This is a genomic window from Nonomuraea maheshkhaliensis (assembly GCF_039529435.1).
GTDB lineage: Bacteria > Actinomycetota > Actinomycetes > Streptosporangiales > Streptosporangiaceae > Nonomuraea > Nonomuraea maheshkhaliensis.
Map to the genome: position 1 here is coordinate 23,256 of NZ_BAAAMU010000074.1, position 20,488 is coordinate 43,743.

At 70.9% G+C, this 20,488-nt stretch carries 21 protein-coding genes and 3 tRNA genes; 13 read left to right on the plus strand and 11 right to left on the minus strand.

Annotation, left to right across the window (positions count from 1 at the left end):
• Nucleotides 1-2: 2 nt before the first annotated feature.
• Nucleotides 3-1,388 (minus strand): 3-isopropylmalate dehydratase large subunit, encoded by a 1,386-nt coding sequence (gene leuC / locus ABFX54_RS36835; protein WP_346111355.1) that lies wholly within the window; start codon nucleotides 1,386-1,388, stop codon nucleotides 3-5.
• Between the two features lie 62 nt (nucleotides 1,389-1,450).
• Between leuC and ABFX54_RS36840 the strand changes: the two genes are divergently transcribed.
• Nucleotides 1,451-2,167 (plus strand): IclR family transcriptional regulator, encoded by a 717-nt coding sequence (locus tag ABFX54_RS36840; protein WP_346111356.1) that lies wholly within the window; start codon nucleotides 1,451-1,453, stop codon nucleotides 2,165-2,167.
• Between the two features lie 58 nt (nucleotides 2,168-2,225).
• Nucleotides 2,226-3,944 carry a hypothetical protein gene (locus ABFX54_RS36845; protein WP_346111357.1) on the plus strand — a complete coding sequence of 573 codons (1,719 nt, stop codon included), beginning with the start codon at nucleotides 2,226-2,228 and terminating at the stop codon, nucleotides 3,942-3,944.
• A gap of 151 nt (nucleotides 3,945-4,095) precedes the next feature.
• Here ABFX54_RS36845 and ABFX54_RS36850 read toward each other — a convergent pair.
• From ABFX54_RS36850 to ABFX54_RS36870, 5 genes are all read right to left on the minus strand, one after another.
• A tRNA-Glu gene (locus ABFX54_RS36850) sits at nucleotides 4,096-4,168 on the minus strand.
• An 18-nt stretch (nucleotides 4,169-4,186) separates the two neighbouring features.
• Nucleotides 4,187-4,262, minus strand: a tRNA-Glu gene (locus ABFX54_RS36855).
• A 78-nt stretch (nucleotides 4,263-4,340) separates the two neighbouring features.
• The gene (locus ABFX54_RS36860; protein ID WP_346111358.1) at nucleotides 4,341-4,922 is read right to left on the minus strand and encodes a hypothetical protein; all 582 of its coding nucleotides are present in this window, start codon (nucleotides 4,920-4,922) and stop codon (nucleotides 4,341-4,343) included.
• A 44-nt stretch (nucleotides 4,923-4,966) separates the two neighbouring features.
• Nucleotides 4,967-5,581: a response regulator gene (locus ABFX54_RS36865; RefSeq protein WP_346111359.1), complete on the minus strand. Its 615-nt coding sequence runs from the start codon at nucleotides 5,579-5,581 to the stop codon at nucleotides 4,967-4,969.
• A gap of 53 nt (nucleotides 5,582-5,634) precedes the next feature.
• Complete coding sequence (locus ABFX54_RS36870; RefSeq protein ID WP_346111360.1) at nucleotides 5,635-6,969, minus strand: sensor histidine kinase; 1,335 nt, start codon at nucleotides 6,967-6,969, stop codon at nucleotides 5,635-5,637.
• Nucleotides 6,970-7,079: 110 nt separating this feature from the next.
• Here ABFX54_RS36870 and ABFX54_RS36875 point away from each other — a divergent pair, with 110 nt between their 5' ends.
• Nucleotides 7,080-8,021 carry an alpha/beta fold hydrolase gene (locus ABFX54_RS36875; RefSeq protein ID WP_346111361.1) on the plus strand — a complete coding sequence of 314 codons (942 nt, stop codon included), beginning with the start codon at nucleotides 7,080-7,082 and terminating at the stop codon, nucleotides 8,019-8,021.
• 41 nt (nucleotides 8,022-8,062) lie between these two features.
• Here the strand turns inward: ABFX54_RS36875 and ABFX54_RS36880 are convergent.
• A tRNA-Gln gene (locus ABFX54_RS36880) sits at nucleotides 8,063-8,134 on the minus strand.
• Between the two features lie 166 nt (nucleotides 8,135-8,300).
• On the opposite strand from ABFX54_RS36880, the gene ABFX54_RS36885 reads away from it, so the two are divergent.
• Nucleotides 8,301-10,271, plus strand: coding sequence for a M3 family metallopeptidase (locus tag ABFX54_RS36885; protein ID WP_346111362.1), 1,971 nt, complete (start codon nucleotides 8,301-8,303; stop codon nucleotides 10,269-10,271).
• 125 nt (nucleotides 10,272-10,396) lie between these two features.
• On the opposite strand, the gene ABFX54_RS36890 is transcribed toward ABFX54_RS36885, so the two are convergent.
• Complete coding sequence (locus ABFX54_RS36890; protein WP_346111363.1) at nucleotides 10,397-10,945, minus strand: PadR family transcriptional regulator; 549 nt, start codon at nucleotides 10,943-10,945, stop codon at nucleotides 10,397-10,399.
• 52 nt (nucleotides 10,946-10,997) lie between these two features.
• Here ABFX54_RS36890 and ABFX54_RS36895 point away from each other — a divergent pair, with 52 nt between their 5' ends.
• Complete coding sequence (locus ABFX54_RS36895; RefSeq protein ID WP_346111364.1) at nucleotides 10,998-12,251, plus strand: MATE family efflux transporter; 1,254 nt, start codon at nucleotides 10,998-11,000, stop codon at nucleotides 12,249-12,251.
• On the opposite strand, the gene gltX is transcribed toward ABFX54_RS36895, so the two are convergent.
• Both gltX and ABFX54_RS36905 read right to left on the minus strand, forming a co-directional pair.
• Complete coding sequence (gene gltX, locus ABFX54_RS36900) at nucleotides 12,145-13,518, minus strand: glutamate--tRNA ligase (protein ID WP_346111365.1); 1,374 nt, start codon at nucleotides 13,516-13,518, stop codon at nucleotides 12,145-12,147. The two genes, ABFX54_RS36895 and gltX, sit on opposite strands and share 107 nt — an antisense overlap.
• Nucleotides 13,511-14,287, minus strand: coding sequence for a fumarylacetoacetate hydrolase family protein (locus ABFX54_RS36905; RefSeq protein WP_346111366.1), 777 nt, complete (start codon nucleotides 14,285-14,287; stop codon nucleotides 13,511-13,513). The genes gltX and ABFX54_RS36905 overlap by 8 nt, the downstream gene beginning before the upstream one ends.
• A gap of 181 nt (nucleotides 14,288-14,468) precedes the next feature.
• Between ABFX54_RS36905 and ABFX54_RS36910 the strand changes: the two genes are divergently transcribed.
• From ABFX54_RS36910 to ABFX54_RS36940, 7 genes are all read left to right on the plus strand, one after another.
• The gene (locus ABFX54_RS36910; RefSeq protein WP_428834613.1) at nucleotides 14,469-15,005 is read left to right on the plus strand and encodes an Asp23/Gls24 family envelope stress response protein; all 537 of its coding nucleotides are present in this window, start codon (nucleotides 14,469-14,471) and stop codon (nucleotides 15,003-15,005) included.
• Nucleotides 15,006-15,256: 251 nt separating this feature from the next.
• Nucleotides 15,257-15,517: an Asp23/Gls24 family envelope stress response protein gene (locus ABFX54_RS36915; protein WP_346111368.1), complete on the plus strand. Its 261-nt coding sequence runs from the start codon at nucleotides 15,257-15,259 to the stop codon at nucleotides 15,515-15,517.
• On the plus strand, nucleotides 15,514-15,702 hold the full coding sequence (locus ABFX54_RS36920) for a hypothetical protein (protein ID WP_346111369.1): 189 nt from the start codon (nucleotides 15,514-15,516) through the stop codon (nucleotides 15,700-15,702). The genes ABFX54_RS36915 and ABFX54_RS36920 overlap by 4 nt, the downstream gene beginning before the upstream one ends.
• Before the next feature lie 137 nt (nucleotides 15,703-15,839).
• Nucleotides 15,840-16,184, plus strand: a complete 345-nt coding sequence (locus ABFX54_RS36925; RefSeq protein ID WP_346111370.1) for an Asp23/Gls24 family envelope stress response protein — start codon at nucleotides 15,840-15,842, stop codon at nucleotides 16,182-16,184.
• The gene (locus ABFX54_RS36930; RefSeq protein WP_346111371.1) at nucleotides 16,181-17,053 is read left to right on the plus strand and encodes a DUF6286 domain-containing protein; all 873 of its coding nucleotides are present in this window, start codon (nucleotides 16,181-16,183) and stop codon (nucleotides 17,051-17,053) included. The genes ABFX54_RS36925 and ABFX54_RS36930 overlap by 4 nt, the downstream gene beginning before the upstream one ends.
• A 34-nt stretch (nucleotides 17,054-17,087) precedes the next feature.
• A complete protein-coding gene (locus tag ABFX54_RS36935; RefSeq protein WP_346111372.1) occupies nucleotides 17,088-17,675 on the plus strand; it encodes a hypothetical protein in 588 nt (195 codons plus the stop codon).
• A gap of 16 nt (nucleotides 17,676-17,691) precedes the next feature.
• On the plus strand, nucleotides 17,692-18,081 hold the full coding sequence (locus ABFX54_RS36940) for an antibiotic biosynthesis monooxygenase family protein (protein ID WP_346111373.1): 390 nt from the start codon (nucleotides 17,692-17,694) through the stop codon (nucleotides 18,079-18,081).
• Nucleotides 18,082-18,145: 64 nt separating this feature from the next.
• Here the strand turns inward: ABFX54_RS36940 and ABFX54_RS36945 are convergent, their stop codons facing one another.
• Nucleotides 18,146-18,742, minus strand: coding sequence for an HD domain-containing protein (locus tag ABFX54_RS36945; protein ID WP_346111375.1), 597 nt, complete (start codon nucleotides 18,740-18,742; stop codon nucleotides 18,146-18,148).
• A gap of 110 nt (nucleotides 18,743-18,852) precedes the next feature.
• On the opposite strand from ABFX54_RS36945, the gene ABFX54_RS36950 reads away from it, so the two are divergent.
• A complete protein-coding gene (locus ABFX54_RS36950; RefSeq protein WP_346111376.1) occupies nucleotides 18,853-20,487 on the plus strand; it encodes a heparinase II/III domain-containing protein in 1,635 nt (544 codons plus the stop codon).
• Nucleotide 20,488 lies beyond the last annotated feature (1 nt).

Here is a 20,488-nt window from a genome sequence, read left to right on the forward strand (position 1 = left end):
CCTTACAGGTCGGCGGGGGCGGTGAGGCGGCCGGTGACGGCGGTCGCGGCGGCGACCTGCGGCGACACCAGGTGGGTGCGGCCTCCCTTGCCCTGCCGGCCCTCGAAGTTGCGGTTGGAGGTGGAGGCGCTGCGCTCGCCCGGCTTGAGCGTGTCGGGGTTCATGCCCAGGCACATCGAGCAGCCGGCCTCGCGCCACTCGGCGCCCGCGGCCTTGAACACCTCGTCCAGGCCCTCCTCCTCGGCCTGCCGCTTGACCATCATCGAGCCGGGGACGATGAGCGTGCGAGTGGTGACCTGGCGGCCGCGCAGGATCTCGGCGGCCGAGCGCAGGTCCTCGATGCGGCCGTTGGTGCAGGAGCCGACGAACACCGTGTCGACCTCGATCTCGCGCAGCGGCGTGCCGGCGCGCAGGCCCATGTATTCCAGCGCCCGCTCGGCGGCCGAGCGCGCGACCGGGTCGGCGAACGACTCGGGGTCGGGAACGGACTCGCCCAGCGGCAGGCCCTGGCCCGGGTTGGTGCCCCACGTGACGTAGGGGGTCAGCGTCGAGGCGTCGATCTCGACGACCTTGTCGAACACGGCGTCGTCGTCGGTGCGCAGCGACGTCCAGTATTCGACGGCCTGGTCCCACGCCTCGCCCTCCGGCGCGTGCGGGCGGCCTTTCAGGTACGCGAACGTGGTCTCGTCGGGGGCGATCATGCCCGCCCGCGCGCCCGCCTCGATCGACATGTTGCAGACGGTCATGCGGCCCTCCATGGAGAGCTTGCGCACGGCCTCGCCGCGGTATTCGACGATGTAGCCCTGGCCACCACCGGTGCCGATCTCGGCGATGATGGCCAGGATCAGGTCCTTCGCCGTGACGCCCGCGGGCAGCTCGCCCGAGACCTCGATGGCCATCGTCTTGGGCCGGTAGGCGGGCAGCGTCTGCGTGGCCAGCACGTGCTCGACCTCGGAGGTGCCGATGCCGAACGCGATGCCGCCGAACGCGCCGTGGGTGGAGGTGTGGGAGTCGCCGCACACGATCGTCATGCCCGGCTGGGTCAGGCCGAACTGCGGCCCGATGATGTGCACCACGCCCTGACCGGCGTCGCCCATCGGATGGAGCCGGATGCCGAACTCGGCGGCGTTCTTGCGCAGGGTCTCGACCTGCGTCTTGGACACCGGGTCGGAGATCGGGCCGAGCAGGGTCGGGACGTTGTGGTCCTCGGTGGCGATGGTGAGATCGGGCCGCCGCACCTTCCGGCCGGCGAGACGGAGCCCGTCGAACGCCTGCGGGCTGGTCACCTCATGGATGAGGTGCAGGTCGATATAGAGCAGGTCCGGTTCGCCCTCCGCGCGACGGACTACGTGCTGCTCCCAGACCTTCTCGGCCAGTGTGCGGCCCATGATCTCCTCCTTGAGAATCATCCGACTTGCCTTCTCATATGTCGAGACGGCAGTATCGGTGTATGGACAACTCTAGCGGAGTCGGAGTACTCGACAAGGCGGTTCTTGTACTCAATGCCCTCGAAGCGGGACCCGCTTCGCTGGCTCAGCTGGTCCAGGCGACCGGCCTGGCCCGCCCCACCGCCCACCGGCTGGCGGTCGCACTTGAGCACCACAGGATTGTGAGTCGCGACACACAGGGAAGATTCGTGCTCGGCCCCCGGCTGTCGGAGTTGTCCACGGCGGCCGGCGAGGACCGGCTGCTCGCGGTGGCCGCGCCCGTGTTGATGCAGTTGCGCGACCTCACGGGGGAGAGCGCGCAGCTCTACCGCCGCCAGGGTGACGAACGCGTGTGCGTGGCCGCGGCCGAGCGCGCCAGCGGCCTGCGTGACACGGTTCCCGTCGGCTCCGCGCTGCCCATGGCGGCCGGTTCGGCGGCGCAGATCCTGCTGGCCTGGGAGGAGCCCGACCGGCTGCACCGCGGGTTGCGCGGAGCCAAGTTCACCGCCGCCACGCTGGCCTCCGTACGGCGCAGGGGCTGGGCGCACAGCGTGGGAGAGCGCGAGCAGGGGGTGGCCAGCGTCTCGGCCCCGATAAGGGGCAGCGGCGGGAAGGTGATCGCGGCCGTGTCGGTCTCCGGGCCCATCGAAAGGCTGACGAGAGCGCCCGGGCGGCTGCACGCGGTGCCCGTCATGGCGGCGGCCGAACGGATCACCGAGGCGATGCGCCGCACGTCATGATCAGCAAAAGGATGTATTTCGGGAGCCGACTGCCTCGCGGGCGCACTAGCCTGAGTGCGTGACAGATCGCATCGAGGTAGCCGCCACTGAGCTGCGACCCCTGCTCGAAGAGTTCATCATGTGGGCGCGTGCGAACGCGCCCGGGAGCGACCCCGAGCTCGTGGGACCCGCCGCCCTGTGGCACCGTCTCGCCTTCTCGCAGGATCTCGGCACGTGGAAGCGTGCCGACCTGCGTAACCTGCTGCTCGACCGCATGCCCAAGGTCGTGGAGGATCCCGACGCCGCCGCCGACGGCATGCTTCCGGCCGTGGACGCCTACCTGACGTTCCTGTCCCAGACCGGCCGGCTGGCCAAGGGCTCCGACAGCCTCGCCGATCTGCAGGCCGAGCTCGACGACGTCGAGGACGAGTTCGTCGACCTCATGGAGGAGATGCTGGACGACTCCGAGGGCGAGGACGAGGCCGAGGCCGCCGAGACAGGCGACCTCGGCGACTTCGAGCCGTTCGCCGACGAGCTGGCCGAGCTCGACACGATCAGGCTGCGGCCCGACTCCGAGCTCGCCGCCGCGGCCCGCGAGGTGCCGCTGGTCGCCAAGGCCCGCGATCTGGCCGTGTGGGTCGGCTCGGGCCGGCGCGTCGGCGAGGACGCCCTGCTCACCGACGCCGAGGTGGAGGAGGCGCTGCGGGCCACCGGCCTGCCCAGGCCCGAGACCGACGGCTCGATCGCCGAGGCCGTGCCCCAGCTGTGGAACATCTGGAACCTCGCGGTCGACCTGGAGTTCCTGGAGCCGGGTGAGGCCGGCACGGTCGCGGTGCAGGATGACACCGCCGAGTGGCCGTTCGACGACGACGAGGACGTGCTCGACGCCTGGATGCTCGGGCTCCACTCGGTCGACTACGGCGACCCCGAGCTGGAGGACGACGACCTGACGATGGCCCTGGCGGGCCTGACCAGGGGGGTGCTGGTCCGGCTGCTGCTGGCGGGCGGCTCGCGTGATCTCGGCGAGCTGTCGCGGGACCTGGCCGAGGCCGCCGCCGAGCTCGACGAGCTGGGCGGCGACGCGTGGGAGGCGGCCGGCGACCCGGTGGCCTCCGCCGTCGACTGGCTGACCGGCTACGGCATGGTCGAGCTCGGCGACGACGGCACGCTGCGCCTCACGCCGCTCGGCACCGAGGGTGTCATCCACCTGGTGGACGACGCCGACATCGAGGTCGACGCGCGGCCGGCGATCGAGTCCATGAGCGCCCACGAGCTGCTCGCGCTGAGCGCCGAGCTGCCGGAGGAGGAGGCCGACGCCGAGTTCGCCGCCTGGATGCGGCTGCGCGAGCCCGCCAAGGCGGCCGAGGAGCTGCTGGACGCGGCGGCCGAGGACGAGAGCGACGCGCTGATCAGGGTGCAGGCCGCGAGCGTGGTCGGCACGCTGGGCGAGGCCGCCGTGCCGGCCTGGCAGGCCGCGCTCAAGCAGTCGTCGCTGCGTCCCTACGCGGCCACGCAGCTGAGTCAGCTCGGGGTCGAGGGCGCGCCGGAGCCGACGCAGGACGACACCCACTGGCTCATCCTCGACATGTGGACGATCTCGGCGGGTCTCGGGCGCTCGGAGTTCGTGAGCAGCCTGCGCGACATCGGGCCCGACATGGTCAACAGCCTGCTGGAGGTGATCTGGAAGATCCCGCACGCCCACGTGGAGGAGCTGCTGGATCTGATCTCGCAGGTGCATCCGGACAAGCAGGTGGCCAAGGCCGCCAGGCGGGCGCTGTTCAAGGCCCGCTCCGCCTGATCCGGCCCCCGGTCCGGCCCCTGATCCGGCCCCTGATCCGGCTCGGCCGACGATCCCCCTGCCGCCGTTCGCGGCGGGGGGATCTCGCGTTCTGTGGCCGGGCAACAAAAAACGCTCCGGGCTGAGTGCACCGGAGCGGTTGTTGCAGACGTAGTCCCGACCGGATTCGAACCGGCGCTACCGCCTTGAGAGGGCGGCGTCCTGGGCCACTAGACGACGGGACCTTCGTGCGCTTGTGACAGTGGTAGTCCCGACCGGATTCGAACCGGCGCTACCGCCTTGAGAGGGCGGCGTCCTGGGCCACTAGACGACGGGACCCTGTCCACAAGCTGGTGTGCCGGGTCTCCCCGGCGACGCAGGTAACTCTACCGCACCCGGAAGACCACACCAAACCGCTTATCCGCCTACCAGATCGGCTCTGTGGCGCCGGACCCAGTCGCCCATCGGGCCTCGTTCCCACTGCGGATCGAACTCCCCCAGCGGGATCGCCACCTCCGGCCTGCCGGTGGCCGGGTCCGCGGGGACGGCGGCGAGGCGGGCGCGCATCCAGCGGGGCACGCGGGGCGGGACCGTGCGCTCGCCCCATCCGATCAGGCCGGTCGCACGCAGGGGCCGTACCCGCGCCCTGGCGGCGCCTGGACGCCCGATCACGCGGGGGTCGGCGAGCTGGGTGTCCACGACGCCGACCCTGGTGATGTCGGGCCAGCGCAGGCGGACGCGGAAGCCCTGGGAGTCGGCCAGCTCGACGCCGTCGGCGGAGAAGCGGACGACGGTGCCCGTGGTGAGGCGGCGGTGCTTGCCGGCCAGGACGGCGACCAGCGCGCCGGTGGCGAGCGCGCCGATGACGGCGCCGAGCGGGGTGCTGTTGGTGAGGATGGCGCCGAGGAGGAGGCAGACGGCGAAGAAGAGGACGAGCGGGGCGATGAACGGAGCGAGGAAGCGCGGGAAGCCGCCCGCGCGAAGACGAAATTCAGCCATAAGTGGGCCGCGACTCTACCCGATACGTCTTCAGAGGTCAGGGGCTACCGGGTGAGCAGGCCGCGGCGGTAGGCCTCGCCGACGGCGGCGGCGCGGTCGCGGACGTCGAGTTTGGCGTAGATGTGCAGCAGGTGCGTCTTCACGCTGGCCTCGCTGATGAGCAGGCCGGCCGCCGCCTCCTTGTTCGTCGCTCCCCCGGCCACCAGGCTCAGCACCTCCAGCTCCCGCTTGCTCAGCTGCCCCCTGGCGGGCCTGCGCAGGTGGTCGGCCAGCCGGCCGGCCACGGCGGGGGCGAGCACGGTCTCGCCCCGGTGGGTGGCGTGCACGGCACGGACCAGCTCCTCCTTCGGGGCGTCCTTGAGCAGATAGCCGCCGGCGCCCGCTTCGAGCGCGGGCAGGACGTCGCCGTCGAACGTGGTGAGGACCAGGATGCGCGGCCCGGTGCCGCTGAGCCGGCGGATGGCGCTCAGCCCGTCGAGGCCGGGCATGCGCAGGTCCATGAGCACGACGTCGGGGGCGAGCTCGGCGGCCAGCCGGACGGCCTCGTCGCCGTCGGCGGCTTCGCCGACCACCTCAAGGCCGGGCTCGCCGTCGAAGGCGGCGCGCAGTCCGTCGCGCACGATCGGATGGTCGTCGGCTATCAGCAGCCGCAGGGCCATCGGTCCTCCCTGTCCGGGTGTCGGCTCGGCGGGCATCGGTCCACACCAGGATCTCACCGCTCGTCGCGATCCCGCCGCTCGCCGTGCTCGGGGAGCGCGGGGAGCGCGGGGACGGCCGCCGCGACGGTCGTGCCCTGGCCCGGCTCCGACTCGATCTCCAGGGTGCCGCCCACGCCGCGGACGCGCCGGCGCATGCCGTCCAGCCCGAAGCCGTCAGTGCGCTCCCGCGGGGCGAAGCCGGTTCCGTCGTCGCGGATGTCCAGCAAGACGAGTTCGTCCGTGTACGAGAGGGTCAGGGCCGTCCTGGTGGCTCCGGCGTGCTTCGCCACGTTGGACAGGGCTTCCTGGGTGATCCGGAAGAGCGCCTGCTCCACGTCGGCGGAGAGCGGCACGGGCTGCCCGGTGACCTCGTACCGGAGCTCCACCCCGGCCGTGTCGGCCCACGACCTGGCCAGATGGCCGATCGCGTCCGGCAGCCTGGCCTCCTCCAGCGGCTCGGGCCGCAGGGCGCTCACGGATCTGCGGGTCTCCGTCAGGCCGCGGCGGGCCAGCTCGGAGGCGCGGTCGAGGTGGCGGCGGCGGGCCTCGTCCTGCCCGGTACGGGAGGCCGCGTCGAGCTGGCCGATCAGGGCCACGAGGTCCTGGGCCAGCGTGTCGTGGATCTCGCCGGCGACCCGGTGCCGCTCGTCGAGCACGCCGGCCCGCCGGGCCTGGTCGAGCAGCCTGGCGTTGAGGTCGGCGTTCTCGTCCATGGCGGCGCGCAGGCGGGTGACCAAGCGGCGGCGTTTGTCGTGCTCGGCGGAGACGTACCAGCCGGCCACGACCAGCGGCAGCGCCACGCCGGCGATCACCGTGAGCAGCGTCGCCCGCGAGCCGGGCGCCGCCTGGGTGGTGACGTTGACCAGGGCGGTCAGCGTGACGCCCGCCATGATCAGCCGGGCCGGGAGCATGGCGATCGCCAGCGGGTAGCCGATCGAGGCGAAGACGACGAAGGCCGTACTGCGGAAGGACAGGGCGGCGGCGAGCGCGAGCAGCACGAGGTAGTGCCCCACGACGAGCACCCGGTGCCGGTCGCGGCGCGGGTAGAGCCCGGGGACGGCCGCCAGCCAGACGGCGGCGAGCAGGACGAGCACCGGCCAGGGCATGAGCTGCCAGGGCGGGAGCGGCCACTCCGACGGCCCCAGCGATGGATCCAGTGACGCTCCTTGTGACGGACCCGCCGATGGATCCGGTGACGGCCCTGCCGACGGCTCCGGTGGTGACAGCTGTGGCGGCCGTGACGGCAGGGCGGGGACACCGGTGAGGGCGGCCGTGGTCGCGGAGATCGCGAGCAGTGCGTAGGCGAGCGCCGGATGGATCCAGCGTTCGCGGCCGTCGAGCCAGCTCATGGGGTCAAGCCTGGCACGGGGGTCCACCGATCGGTTGATGGCCGCCGTCCGCCGCTCGTCCGTCCCGGTGGGCGATGTGCGCCTCCGGCCGTCCGGGCGAGCATCGAGGCATGAACGAACCGACCCGCAGAACAGCGCTCCGGCTCGCCGCCGCCACAGGAGCCGGCGCAGTCACCACGACCGCCGCCACCGCGTCCGTCCAGGGGAAGAGGAGAGAAGTGACCACGTACGTCTTCGTGACGGGCTCCAACGGCATGGCCTCAGGCGACTCCGAGCTCGTGCTGCGCGGCCACCGCACCGTGGGCGTGAGCCTGCCGGGGCATGGCGCCGAGGAGCAGTTCCACGTCGCCTACCAGGCGCCGCAGGACCTGAAGGCGCTGGCCGCGATCCCCTCCCCCATGGCCGGGGTGACCCTGGACGACTACGTGGAGGCCACCGTGAACGTGGTGCGCCGGGTCTCCCGGTACGGCCCGGTCATCCTGGTGGGCGGCAGCCTGGGCGGCTCGACGATCACGAAGACGGCCGACGAGGTGCCCGGCCTGATCGACCGGCTGGTCTACGTCGGGGCGTACTGCTGCACGAAGCTGCGTTCGCCGGCCGAGTACCTGGAGACGCCGGAGAGCAGCACGAGCCTCGGAGCGGCCATCCTGCCGGCCGTCGTCGGCGATCCGGCCGCGCTCAAGGCGATCAGGATCAACTGGCGCACGAACGACAGGAAGTTCCTTACCGCGGCGAAGGCGGCGTTCATGGCGGAGGGGACGGAAGGAGAGTTTCTCGCCATGCTGAACTCGTCGCTGCCGGACGAGAGCCTCCAGGTGTCCAGCGCCGACGCCAGGGGCCGCAAGGACGCCTGGGGGCGGGTGCGGCGGGTCTACGTCAGGCAGACGCTGGACCGGCTGATCCCGCCGGCACTGCAGGACCGCATGATCAGGGAGGCCGACGAGGCGACGCCGGGCAACCGGTTCGAGGTCTTCTCGGTGAAGGGGCCGCACGCGCCGACACGGAAGTCGTATCGACGGATCACCGAAATTCTGGCCGGACTCGCCCGGTAAAACAAAAACGGACATCTCACTGGGAGATGTCCGTGCAAATGCTGGGGTACCAGGACTCGAACCTAGACTAACTGAACCAGAATCAGTCGTGCTGCCAATTACACCATACCCCACCGCTGCGATCTCCTCGCGGAGCGCGCTTGGCGACGTCCGAAAGAATAGCCCAGCTCTGGGGCTAAGACCAAAACGATTCCGCGACCCGCCGTCCGCCGCTCCCGTCACGTGCCCGGCCGTGCCAAGCTGAAGGGGACAAAACACGCACGTGGAGGAGCCCAAGCGTTGGCTGAGAATCCGTTGTTCGCCCCCAGCGACCTGCCGTACGAGCTGCCGCCCTTCGCCGACATCCGCGAGGAGCACTACCTGCCGGCCTTCGAGCGCGGCATGGCCGAGCAGCTGGCCGAGGTCGACGCGATAGCGAGCGGCACAGAGCCGCCGACGTTCGCGAACACGATCGCCGCGCTCGAGCGGTCGGGGCGGATCCTCGACCGCACGGCCACGGCCTTCTTCACCGTCTCCGCGTCCGACACGACCGACGGCATCATGGAGATCGAGAAGCGGATCTCGCCCGAGCTGACCCGCCACAGCGACGCGATCCGGCTCAACCGGGCCCTGTGGACCAGGATCAAGCAGGTCACCACGGAGGACGCCGAGGAGTCCTGGCTGCTGGAGAAGTACCGCGACGACTTCATCAGGGCCGGGGCCGATCTGTCGGAGCAGGAGCAGGACCGGCTGCGCGCGATCAACGAGGAGCTGTCGAAGCTCTCGACGACGTTCGCGCAGAGCCTGCTCAAGGCGTCCACGGAGTCGGCGCTGCGGGTGACGGACCCGAAGGAGCTCGACGGGTTCGACGAGGCCGAGATCGAGGCGCTGCGCCAGGACGACGGCACGTACGTGCTGCCGCTGCTCAACTACACCCTCCAGCCGGGCCTGGCCCGGCTGACCGACCGCGACGTGCGCCGCCGCCTCTACGAGCTGAGCGTCAACCGGGCGCCGGGCAACTTCGAGCTGGCCGTCACCATGGCGACGCTGCGGGCGGAGCGGGCGGCGCTGCTCGGCTTCCCCAGCCACGCCGCCTACTCGGTCGCCGACCAGACGGCCAAGACCGTCGAGGCGGTCGAGGAGATGCTCGGCCAGCTCGTCGGCCCCGCCGTGCGCAACGCCAAGAAGGAGGCGGAGGCGCTGGCGGAGCAGGCCGGGTTCGCGATCGAGCCGTGGGACTGGTCCTTCTACTCCGAGAAGGTGCGCCAGGCCCGCTACGACTTCGACGGCGCGGCGATGCGGCCGTACTTCGAGCTCGACCGCGTCTACCGCGACGGCGTGTTCTTCGCGGCCACGAAGCTGTACGGGATCACCTTCGCCGAGCGGCCCGACCTGGGCGGATACCACCCCGACGTGAGCGTGTTCGAGGTGGCGGACGAGGACGGGAGCCCGCTGGGGCTGTTCGTGCTCGACCCGTACGCCAGGGCGAGCAAGCGCGGCGGCGCGTGGATGAACAACCTGGTCGACCAGTCGTTCCTGTTCGGGCAGCGGCCGGTGGTGGTCAACAACCTCAACGTGACCAAGCCGGCGTCCGGACCGACGCTGCTGACGTACGACGAGGTGAACACGGCCTTCCACGAGTTCGGCCACGCGCTGCACGGGCTGTTCTCCAAGGTGCGATACCCGCGCGTGTCGGGCACCAGCGTGCCGCGCGACTTCGTCGAATACCCGTCGCAGGTCAACGAGATGTGGGTGACCTGGCCCGAGATCCTGGCCAACTACGCCAAGCACCACGAGACGGGCGAGCCGATGCCGGCCGAGCTGGTGGAGAAGCTGAAGGCGGCCGAGACGTTCAACCAGGGCTTCCAGACCGTCGAATACCTGGCCGCCACGCTGCTCGACTGGACCTGGCACAAGCTGACCGCCGGCGAGACCGTCGCCGACCCCGAGGCGTTCGAGGCGGCCGCCCTGGAGGCGGCCGGGATCGCCTTCCCGCTGGTGCGGCCGCGTTACCGGACCAACTACTTCGCCCACATCTTCACGGGCGGCTACAGCGCCGGCTACTACTCCTACATCTGGAGCGAGGTGCTGGACGCGGAGAGCGTGGAGTGGTTCAAGGAGAACGGCGGGCTGACCAGGGCGAACGGTGACCACTTCCGCCGCGAGCTGCTGTCCAGGGGCGGGAGCATCGACCCGCTGACGGCCTTCCGCAACTTCCGCGGGCGCGAGGCCACGATCCAGCCGCTGCTGGCCCGCCGCGGCCTCACCTGAGCCGCCGCCCGTACGGACACCGCGTGACAAGACGGCCCGCCGCGCCCCGTGCGCGGCGGGCTGCTCGCGTCCTCGCGATCAGTCTTGCGTCGCAGGGCAGGCGTTTCCGCTCAGCGCGGCGTCGCTCAGCCTTGCGTCGCGTCCAGTTCCTCGATGCGTTCGCGGAGCCATTCGCGCTCGGCCAGACTGACGGCCCGGGCGATCTTGAGCATGCCGCGCCGGTACGGGTCCGGCTCGTCCTTCGCCTTCACCGGCCTGCCGTTCTCGTAGAAGAAGCTCGCCGGAGCCTCCAGGAAGGCCAGCCTGCGCCGCAGCACCGCGGCCTGGTCGGCGCGGTCGGGCAGCGCCGACAGGAACGTCAGCAGGGCGAAGAACCGGCTCTGGTCGCTGATGTCGAGGTCGGCGGGCTCACGCAGTCGCCGCAGCAGCTCCTCGCGGCCGGCCGGCGTGATCGTCAGCACCTGCCGGCGCGCGGCCGCCGCGCCCGCCTCCTCGTGCCGTTCGACCAGCCCCTTCGCCTCCAGTCGTGAGATGGCGGGATAGAGCGCGCCGTCGCTGACCGGCCGCAGGTGGCCGGTCAATGCCGTGAGCCGCGACTTGAGCTCGTAGCCGTGCATGGGCCGCTCGTGCAGAAACCCCAGGATGGTGAGGCTCAGGTCACCGCCGCTTGCCATGGGGTGCATCGTAACGCTATACCTCTAAACGATATACATCGAAACGAGGTAAATGATGATCCGGCTCGCCCTTCCCGTCTACGTGGAACTGCTCACCGCCGTGGTCGCCGTCGGCCTGATCGACCTGCTCTGGGTGTCCGGGCTGGGCGAGGGGGCCATCGCGGCGGTCACCGTGGGCACCACGGCCGAATACCTGGCCTACGGGCTGTTCCTGGCCGTTCCGACAGGGGTCACCGTGCTGGTGGGCCGCCGCGACGGGCGCGCTCCCCTGGGGCCGGTGATCAGGACGGGATGGCTGCTGTGGGCCGTCTTCTCCATGGCCGTCGCCGTGCCGGGCGTGCTGCTGCGCGAGCCGCTGGCCGCGCTGTTCACCGACGATCCGGCGCTGACGGCGGACTTCTTCCTGATCTCGCTGGGCGGGCTGCCGGTGTACTACGCCCAGACCGTGGTGGACGGCGTGCTCAAGGGCCTGGGCGACACCCGGCGGCCCATGCGGCACGCGATCATCTGCAATGTGCTGGTGGTCGCGCTCGACCCGCTGTTCATCTTCGGGCTCGGCATGGGGGTGCAGGGCGCGGCGCTGGCCACGGTGATCGCGCGGGCCGTCACGCTGGCGGTCGCGCTCCTCTATCTCGTACGCCTGCGCGTCCCCGCCGGACGCGGCCTGACGACCCGCGAGGTGCTCCGCACCGGCTTCCCCATGTCCGGAGATTTCCTGGCTCGCGCCGTGGTGGGCCTGGCGCTGGTGGAGATCGTGGCCGGGTTCGGCACGGCGGAGGTGGCCGGTTACGGCATCGGGCAGAAGATCATGCTGGCCGGCGTCATGGTGTTCTACGCGCTGCGGCAGGCGGCGATGATCCGCACGGCGCGGTCGGAGGCGGTCGGGTCACCGCTCCTGCTCGGCCTCGGATCGGGCGCGGCGGTCGCGCTCGTGCTGAACCTGCTGGCCGCGCCGGTCGCCGGGATGTTCACCGGCGATCCGGCCGCGGCCGTCACGTTCCTGCGCTGGATGACGCTCTACCTGGTGCCCTTCGGCGGGCTGATCGCCGTGGGCGGGGTGCTGCAGGCGAGCGGCAGGGGCGGCCGCCTGCTCGCCGCCACGCTGGCGGGCTTCGCGGTGCAGCTGCCGCTCGCGTACGCGCTGAGCTCGTGGCTCGGCGTCACCGGCGTGTGGCTGTCGATGGCCGCCGGGGCGTCGATCAGCCTCGCAGCCGCGCCAGCGCGACGCGCAGGCGCTCGCGAGCCCGCTCGCGGCCGAGCACCTCGATCGACTCGAACAGCGGCAGACCCACCGTCCGGCCGGTGACGGCCACCCGCACCGGCGCCTGGGCCTTGCCCAGCTTGAGCCCGTGGGCCGCGCCGACCTGCTCCAGCGCCTCCTTGAGCGACTCGGCGTCCCAGCTCACGTCCTCAAGGCGCTCCAGGTAGCCGGTGAGGATCTCCTCCGGGGAGCTCTTCATCGCCTTGTCCCAGGACGCCTGGTCGAAGACGGGCTCGTCGAGGAAGAGGAAGTCGACGTTCTGCCGGATCTCCGACAGCACGGCGATGCGGGTCTGGGCCAGCGCCGCGACCTTGCTGAACAGCCCGCGGTCCCAGCCTTCTTCGAGGTAGGGGGCGCAGCGCTCCTCGAACGTCTCCAGCGGCAGCGCCCTGATGTATTCGCCGTTGAACGCGCGCAGCTTCTTCTCGTCGAAGAACGCGTTGGAGGGGTTGACGTCCTCCAGCCGGAACAGCGGCACCATCTCCGACCACGGCATGATCTCGCGGTCCTCGCCGGGACCCCAGCCGAGCAGCATGAGGTAGTTGACCATGGCCTCCGGCAGGTAACCCTCGGCGCGATAGTCCTCAAGCGCCACCTTGTCACGGCGCTTGGACAGCTTTTTGCGCTGCTCGTTGACGATCACCGGCAGGTGGGCCCAGACCGGCGGGGTCGCGCCCAGCGCCGGCCAGAGCAGCTCCTGGCGGGCGGCGTTGGGCAGGTGCTCCTCGCCTCTGGCCACGTGGGTGATGCCCTGGGTGATGTCGTCGACGGCGTTGGCCAGCACGTAGAGGGGCGAGCCGTCGGTGCGCGCGATGACGAAGTCCTCCTGCGCGTTGTTGGGGAACTCCACCCGGCCGCGCACCAGGTCGTCGACCACCGTGACGCCCTCGTCGGGGGTGCGGAAGCGCACCGCGCCCTCGCTCAGCCCGCGCTCGCGGCAGTAACCGTCGTAGCCCTTGTCCTTGGAGCCGGTGCGCTCCTGCACCTGCTCGCGGGTGCAGTCGCAGTAGTACGCCTTGCCGTCGGCCAGCAGCTTGGCCACGGCCTCGCGGTGCTGCGGCTCGTAGGCCGACTGGAAGTAGGGGCCCTCGAAGACCGGATTGCCGCCGTTGATGCCGATCCAGTCGAGCGCCGAGATGATGCCCTCGGTCCACTCGGGCCGGTTGCGGGTGGCATCGGTGTCCTCGATGCGCAGGATGAACCGCCCCTTGGACTGCTCGGCCACGGCCCAGTTGAACAGCGCGGCGCGGGCGCTGCCCACGTGGAACATGCCGGTTGGTGACGGGGCGAACCGCACCCGTACGTCAGTCACGGGAGACCACCTTGTTCGTGAGTGTGCCGATGCCTTCGATGCCGACGCTGACCTCGTCGCCGATCTCCAGAGGACCGACGCCCGCGGGGGTGCCGGTCAGGATGATGTCGCCGGGGATCAGCGTCATGACGGCGCTGACATAGGCCACCAGCGCCGGAATGTCGTGGATGAGCTGGTTGGTGCGGCCGCTCTGCCGGATCTCGCCGTTGACCGTGGTCGTCAGCGCCAGGTCGCTCGCGTCGAGATCGGTCTGGATCCACGGCCCGAGCGGGCAGAACGTGTCGAACCCCTTGGCCCGGGTGAACTGCACGTCCTTCTTCTGCAGGTCGCGCGCAGTGACGTCGTTGGCGCAGGTGTAGCCGAAGATGACGTCCTTGACCCGCTCGACCGGCACCTCGCGGCAGAGCCTGCCGATCACCACGGCCAGCTCACCCTCGAAGTCGACGCGGTCGGACAGCGTCGTGGGGTAGGCGATGTTCTCGCCGTGGCCGATCACCGTGGTGGACGGCTTCATGAAGATGAGCGGCTCGTCGGGCACCTCGTTGCCGAACTCGGCCGCGTGCTCGGCGTAGTTTCTGCCGATGGCGACCACCTTGCTCGGCAGCATCGGGGCCAGCAGCTTCACCTGGGACAGCGGGAATCGCTCGCCCGTGAACTGCACCTGGCTGAACGGGTGACCGGAGATCGCGGAGACGAACTCCTCGCCCGGACCGCCCTCGACCACGCCGAACGAGACGCCTTCGCCTGTGGAGAACCTCGCTATACGCACCCGACAAGGCTATCGCCGACGCCGGAGGGGTCCGCCCACCTTTTACCCGTCCCGCCTGCGGGCGAGTCAGGTGCTGTCCATTATTCGCCCTCAAGTCCGTTTTGATGAGCTTCGGTCGTGTAGCAGGGGTTATGTGGACCCATAAGGAGACATGTAGGGGGTGACGATCGTGTCGGACACGATGTCGAACCGGCCCGGCGGAACCGGTGCGACCGGAACCGTGCCACGGGCCAGGACCGAGGAGAGCACCGGCTCGCCACGCTCGCTCGTCACGGACAAAGGCACGACCACCATCGAGGACGGTGTCGTCGCCAAGATCTCCGGCCTGGCCGCCCGGGAGGTGTCCGGCGTCTACGCCATGGGCGGAGGCGCCGCAAGGGCCCTCGGCAGCATGCGCAACATCGTCGGCGGCGATCCCAGCCTGACGCAGGGCGTGTCGGTCGAGGTGGGCGAACGGCAGGCGGCCGTGGACCTGGATCTGGTGGCCGAGTACGGGACGGCGATCCCGGAGCTGGCGGCGGCCGTGCGCAGGAACGTGATCGGGGCGGTGGAGCGGATGTGCGGGCTGGAGGTGACCGAGGTCAACATCCGGGTCGACGACGTCCACCTCCCCGGCCAGGACCGGGATCGTGATCGCGACCGTGGCCGGGACCGGGACGGCGAACGAGCGCAGGACGGACAGCGGAGGGACACGGAACAGGAGCCCCGGGTCCGATGACCGACGCCCCGACCGGCCCCGGCACTCCGACCGCTCCCAGCGACCCACCCACTCCGGCCGCCCCGCCCGTCCAAGGCGGGCCGGTCGCCTCAGGCGGGCCGGTCGCCTCAGGCGGGCCGGTCGCCTCAGGCGGGCCGACGAGCCCGGTCGGTCCGGGACGCCCGGTTGACGTCGGTGGACCGGTTGACGTCGGTGGACCCGCTGAAGCCGGTGGACCCGCTGAAGTCGGTGGGGCGTCGTCCGAGGTGCGGATGATCGCGGAGCGGGTGCGGAAGTGTGCCGGGGTGGCGGGGTTGTCCGGGGGGCTGTTCGGGACGGTGGCCACGTACCTGCCGCACGAGCGGTTCGTCGGCGTGTCGGTGGACGGGCGGGCGGTGGAGATCGCGATCGTCGCCACTTTGGCCAGGCCGCTGCCCGAGACCGCCGACGAGGTGCGGCGAGCCGTGGCCGACCTGGCCGGGGACCGTCCGGTGAACGTGCGCGTCGACGACATCATCGTGGAGGGACCATGAACGACATCCAGTGGATGCCGGTGATCGGCATGGCCGTGGGCATCATTCTCGGCCTGGTCGGAGCGTTCGGAGGGCTGGGGGCGTTCCTGCTCGTCCTCGTGCTCGGAGCGGTCGGCTTCGTGGTCGGCCGGATCGCCGAGACCGGAGAGGTGAACCTGTCCGGCCTGTCCTTGAGACGGAAATGACCGGCATCGCCCCAGGCCGCCCCGGCCCGGACACGGCACCGAGCACGGGTCCGGGCACCGCTTCAGGCACGGCATCGGGCATGGGACCGGGCGCGGCTTCAGGCACCGGTTCGGGTGCTGTGCCGGGTGTGGTGGGGGTGCCGGCGCAGCGTGCCACTCCCCTGCCGTCTCCCGAGCGGCGCGGCCGTACGGAGATCTCGGATCGGGTGATCACCAAGATCGCGTGCGGCGCCGCCATGGAGGTGCCCGAGGTGCGCGACGCGCGCCCGCGCGGGCTCCCGTGGACGCGCGCGTCGGGCGGTGCGGTGCACGGAGGTCAGGCGGCGCTGCGGCTGAACGTGAGGGTGGGCTACCCGTCACCGCTGCACGCGGTGGCGAGGCGGCTCAGGGAGCACGTGACCCGGCGCGTCGCGGCCCACACCGGGCTGGACGTCACCCGCCTGGACATCACCATGACCGACCTGGACGGCGACCTGCCATGACCCCACGCATCCCAGACCACGACCCACGCCGTGACCCGCCCACCGAGCCGTACCCCGAACAGCAGGGGGACCCGGGCGCGGCCGAGCATGACCTGTGGACGGACGGGCAGGGCGCGGGGGCGGAAGAACAGGGTGACGGCGGCACGCCCGAGATGTGCCTCATCCCGGATTCGACCGGTAGCGAGCCGCAAGGCGCTTACCGGGCGCCCGACGATCCGTCCGGCCCGGAGGGCGAGCCTTCGGGTGCGTTCGGGGCGCGGGGCGAGCCTTCGGGTGCCCATCGTGCGGCGGTGAGCGTGCAGCGGTCCAAGGCGGCCGACCGGGCGGCGGTGCGGGCGTTTCGGCCCCAGCGCCGGGTTCCCGCCGTCGTGGTCGCCCTCCTGCTCACCCTGCTGGGCCTGCTCGTCGCCCTCGAAACGTTGTCGGGGCTGTTCGGCCGGCCGTTGCGGTGGATCCCGTACGAGGGCATGCGGGCCTGGGCGGCCTCGACCCTGTGGTCGAACCCGCTGGTCCTGCTCGCCTCGGCGGTCGTGACGCTGCTCGGGCTGGCGCTGCTGATCACGGCGGTGGCGCCGGGGCGGCCGAGCATGGTGCCCGTACGCAGCGGCGATCCCGACGTGATCGTCGGCCTGCGTCCCAAGAGCGTCACCAGGGCCCTGGCGCACGCGGCCGAGCAGGTGCCCGGGGTGCACTCCGCCCGGGCCGTCCGGCGCGGGCACACCTTCGAGGTGCGGCCGACCACGTACGGGCGGGACACCGGCGAGTTCGGCCAGGAGGTGCGCGGCGCGGTGCTGACCAGGCTGGCCGCGCTGGACCTCGTGGAGCCGTACCGGGTGACGGTGCAGGTGAAGGAGCGCCGGCGCAGGTGATTCGGGACGAACGACAGGGGGCGCGGTGAACGCGGTGAACAGGAAGACGGGGCGGGGGAACCGGCTGGGGCTGGCTCTGGTCGGCTTGGTGCTGGTCGTGCTGGGAGGATCGGCGCTGGCCAGGGGGCTGGGCGCGTTCTCGCGGGACTGGGCGGCGGCCGACACGCCCGTCGTGGACGGCAACGTGGTGGGCTTCTTCGCCCGCAACAGCCCGTGGATCTGGTGGCTGGTGGCCCTGGCGGCGCTGGTCGTGGCGGTGCTCGGGCTGCGCTGGCTGCTCGCGCAGGGGCGCAGGGACGCGCGCGGGCGGCTGCGCGTCGAGAGCGGCCCGTCCGGGGTCACGGAGGTGTCGGCGGGCGGCATGGAGCGGGCGGTGGCGGCGGACGTGGCGACGAGCCCGGCCGTCCTGAGCGCCGACGCGAACGTACGGTGCCCGCGCGGCCATCCCGAGGTACGCCTGCGCCTGGTCGCCGACGAGTCGGTGCCCATGGGCGAACTGACGGAGCATCTGACCACGGTGGCGCTGCCGCACATGCGGGAGGCGCTGGACCGGGATCAGGTACCGGCGCTGGCCCGCGTTAGCCTGGAGCCCGCACCTTCGCCGCACCGGATCGTGCGCTGACGAGAGGGGTTCTCTGTTGTCCGTAGTGAAGATCAACGTGCTGACCGTGCCCGCCGAGATGCGCGCGGAGCTGGAGAAGCGTTTCGCCAGTCGCGCGGGGATGGTGGAGACGGCCGACGGGTTCGAGTGGTTCGAGCTGCTGCGGCCGGTCGAGGGCACCGAGCGCTACCTCGTCTACACGCGCTGGCGCAGCGAGGAGGACTTCCGGAAGTGGCAGCAGGGCGAGGCGTTCCGGCGCGGTCACGCGCAGGCGGCGGCCCAGGCGGCCGAGGCGGCCGCAAACCAGGGGCCCGGAAACGAGGGACAGGGTCACGGCCACGGGCATGGTCACGGTCAGGGGCCGGCGGCGTCGGGCTCGGAGCTGTGGAGCTTCGAGGTCGCCGAGAGCACCGGCCCCAAGGCGTAAGCCGCTCAGTCGTCGAGCCGGCCCGCGCCGGAGGATCCGTTCATCGGTCGAGCGGAACCCACGTTCAGTCGTCGAGCGGGTTGCGCAGGATGCGGTCCACGATGCCGTCACGCACGAACCCGGCCGCGAAGCTGGCCGGCTTGCGCGCGCCCTGATCGGCCACGCACACGCTGAACTCCTTGGCGATCTCCAGCCGCGGGTAGCGTTCGAGCACCTCCCGCCGCACGTCGGCGGGGATCTCGTCGGTGCGGCGGCCCGAGATGTCCATGCCGGTGGACAGTTCGAGCAGGTGCCCCTCGGGGTCGTCCGCCACGGGCACCTCGGCCCACATGTGCTTGACGATCACCTCGTACGCGCGTGACCTGCGCTCGGGCGACCAGCCGGCCCCGGCGCAGAAGGCCCAGGCCACGTGCCCGCCGGCCTCCTCGTACGGCACGGCGTTGCTGTCGAACTCCGGCACCAGCCCGATGTCGTGCAGCATGGACGAGACGTAGAGCAGCTCGGCGTCGAACGCGATGCCCTGATCCTGCGCGTACGCCGCCGCCCACAGATAGGCCCGGATCGAGTGGTTGAGCAGCGATGGCGTGTGGTAGCCGGTGGCCACTTCGAGCGCGCCACGGCAGGCGGGCGTGTCGGGGATCACCAGGTCGTCGAATCTCACAGGTACCAGCATGCATCGGGCGGCTAACGAATCGGGCACTCGACTTGACCTCTTGATCAAAATTCCGAAAGCATGTCCCGCCCTCATCGTTTTGTCCGGAAGGAACTGGCGTGCGCCGGCTCGCGATCCCCCTCGCCCTCATGCTCTCGGTCGGAGCTCTGGGTGTCCCGGCTCAGGCCACCGACAAGGTGACCCGCACCGCCGAGTGCCAGGGTGACTGGCTGCCCGGCACGCCGACGGCGAACGATGTCATGAAGGGCGAGATCTCGCTGGTGGGGCTGCCCGCGTACAAGCTGGGCAAGGACATCAAGTGGGCCGCGAGCCCGTTCAGGAACCGGTCGTGGGAGTTCGTGTTCCAGTCGCTGCGCTGGATGGGCACGCTCGTCGTCGAGTACGAGAACACCGGCGAGCGCCAATACCTCGACCGCGCCACCGACATCGCCAAGGACTGGGTGGCGAGCAACAGGTACGGCGCCAAGGGCACCCCGTCGTACGTCTGGAAGGACCACCCGGTCTCGCTGCGCACGCAGCCGCTGCTCTGCCTGAGCAGGCACGTGAACGCGGGCTGGCTGAAGGAGAGCCTGGCCACGCACGCGAAGCTCCTGTCGAACCCGAGGCTCTACAAGAAGGGCCACAACCACGGCATCGACCAGGACATCGCGCTCATGGGCATCGGCTGCAGGTACGGCAGGAAGGACTGGGCGAGCCTGGCCTCGCGCCGCCTCACGGGCACGGTCAAGCTGGACGTGGACGCGCAGGGCGCGCTGATGGAGCAGGCGCCCCGCTACGCCGTCTACGTCTACGGCCGGCTCCAGGTCGCCATGACGAACATGAAGGCGTGCGGCCGCAAGGTGCCCGGTGAGATCGCCAGGCGGGCGGAGGCGCTGAAGGACTTCATCGCCCACTCGACCTTGCCGAACGGCTTCATGGTGCCCATCGGCGACGGCAGTGCCGAGACCGAGCCGAAGATGGAGACGGGCACGCCGAAGCAGAAGATCAGGACCTACCGGGCCGGATACATCTTCGGCCGCACCAAGTGGGGCGAGCCGGACTCGGCGTACTACTCGATCAGGTACGGCCCCGGGATGAAGTTCCACGGCCACGAGGACCACCTGGGCGTGACGTACTACGCGCAGGGGCGCGACATCCTGATGGACGGCGGGTTCCACTCCTACGAGAAGAGCTCCTACCGCTACTGGACGCTCTCGCCCGAGGCGCACAACGTGCCGATCGTCGTGGGGGCGAAGTTCCGGCCGCGCACGGCGAGCAAGCTGATCAAGTCGTCGTACGGGGACGACCGGCAGGCGTTCAAGCTCACCGACCGGGCGTACGGGGTGAGCCGCACTCGTTCGGTGCTGGTCAACCACGGCGAGGACCTGATGGCGGTGCTGGACACCGCCTCCGGCGGCAAGAAGGTCAGCAGCATCTGGCGCTTCGCCCCGTCGTTCAAGGTCGTCTCGAACGGCGGCGGCAAGGTCGTCCTGGCCGACGGGAAGTTCAAGGTCACGCTGCTGCAGTACTCGGCGTCGTGCGGCAGGACAGGCGGGCAGAAGGTGCAGCGGGGCGGCAAGCTGGGCTGGGTGTCGCCGACGTATCTGTCCAAGCAGCCGGCCAGCGTGGTGCAGTCCCCGGCGGCGAAGTCGCTGCTGACGATCATCGTGCCGGGGGCGGACTCGCCCAAGGTGTCCTGCTCGGGCGGCAAGGTCAAGGTGGACGGCGTCTCCTTCTCCACCAAGCTGCTCTGAC

What these genes read in the sequence shown, in the direction of transcription:
- leuC (WP_346111355.1), bottom strand. Translation starts at nt 1,388, where the DNA reads ATGGGCCGCACACTGGCCGAGAAGGTCTGGGAGCAGCACGTAGTCCGT.
- ABFX54_RS36840 (WP_346111356.1), top strand. Translation starts at nt 1,451, where the DNA reads ATGGACAACTCTAGCGGAGTCGGAGTACTCGACAAGGCGGTTCTTGTA.
- ABFX54_RS36860 (WP_346111358.1), bottom strand. Translation starts at nt 4,922, where the DNA reads ATGGCTGAATTTCGTCTTCGCGCGGGCGGCTTCCCGCGCTTCCTCGCT.
- ABFX54_RS36865 (WP_346111359.1), bottom strand. Translation starts at nt 5,581, where the DNA reads ATGGCCCTGCGGCTGCTGATAGCCGACGACCATCCGATCGTGCGCGAC.
- ABFX54_RS36870 (WP_346111360.1), bottom strand. Translation starts at nt 6,969, where the DNA reads ATGAGCTGGCTCGACGGCCGCGAACGCTGGATCCATCCGGCGCTCGCC.
- ABFX54_RS36875 (WP_346111361.1), top strand. Translation starts at nt 7,080, where the DNA reads ATGAACGAACCGACCCGCAGAACAGCGCTCCGGCTCGCCGCCGCCACA.
- ABFX54_RS36890 (WP_346111363.1), bottom strand. Translation starts at nt 10,945, where the DNA reads ATGGCAAGCGGCGGTGACCTGAGCCTCACCATCCTGGGGTTTCTGCAC.
- ABFX54_RS36895 (WP_346111364.1), top strand. Translation starts at nt 10,998, where the DNA reads ATGATGATCCGGCTCGCCCTTCCCGTCTACGTGGAACTGCTCACCGCC.
- ABFX54_RS36910 (WP_428834613.1), top strand. Translation starts at nt 14,469, where the DNA reads ATGTCGAACCGGCCCGGCGGAACCGGTGCGACCGGAACCGTGCCACGG.
- ABFX54_RS36915 (WP_346111368.1), top strand. Translation starts at nt 15,257, where the DNA reads ATGATCGCGGAGCGGGTGCGGAAGTGTGCCGGGGTGGCGGGGTTGTCC.
- ABFX54_RS36920 (WP_346111369.1), top strand. Translation starts at nt 15,514, where the DNA reads ATGAACGACATCCAGTGGATGCCGGTGATCGGCATGGCCGTGGGCATC.
- ABFX54_RS36930 (WP_346111371.1), top strand. Translation starts at nt 16,181, where the DNA reads ATGACCCCACGCATCCCAGACCACGACCCACGCCGTGACCCGCCCACC.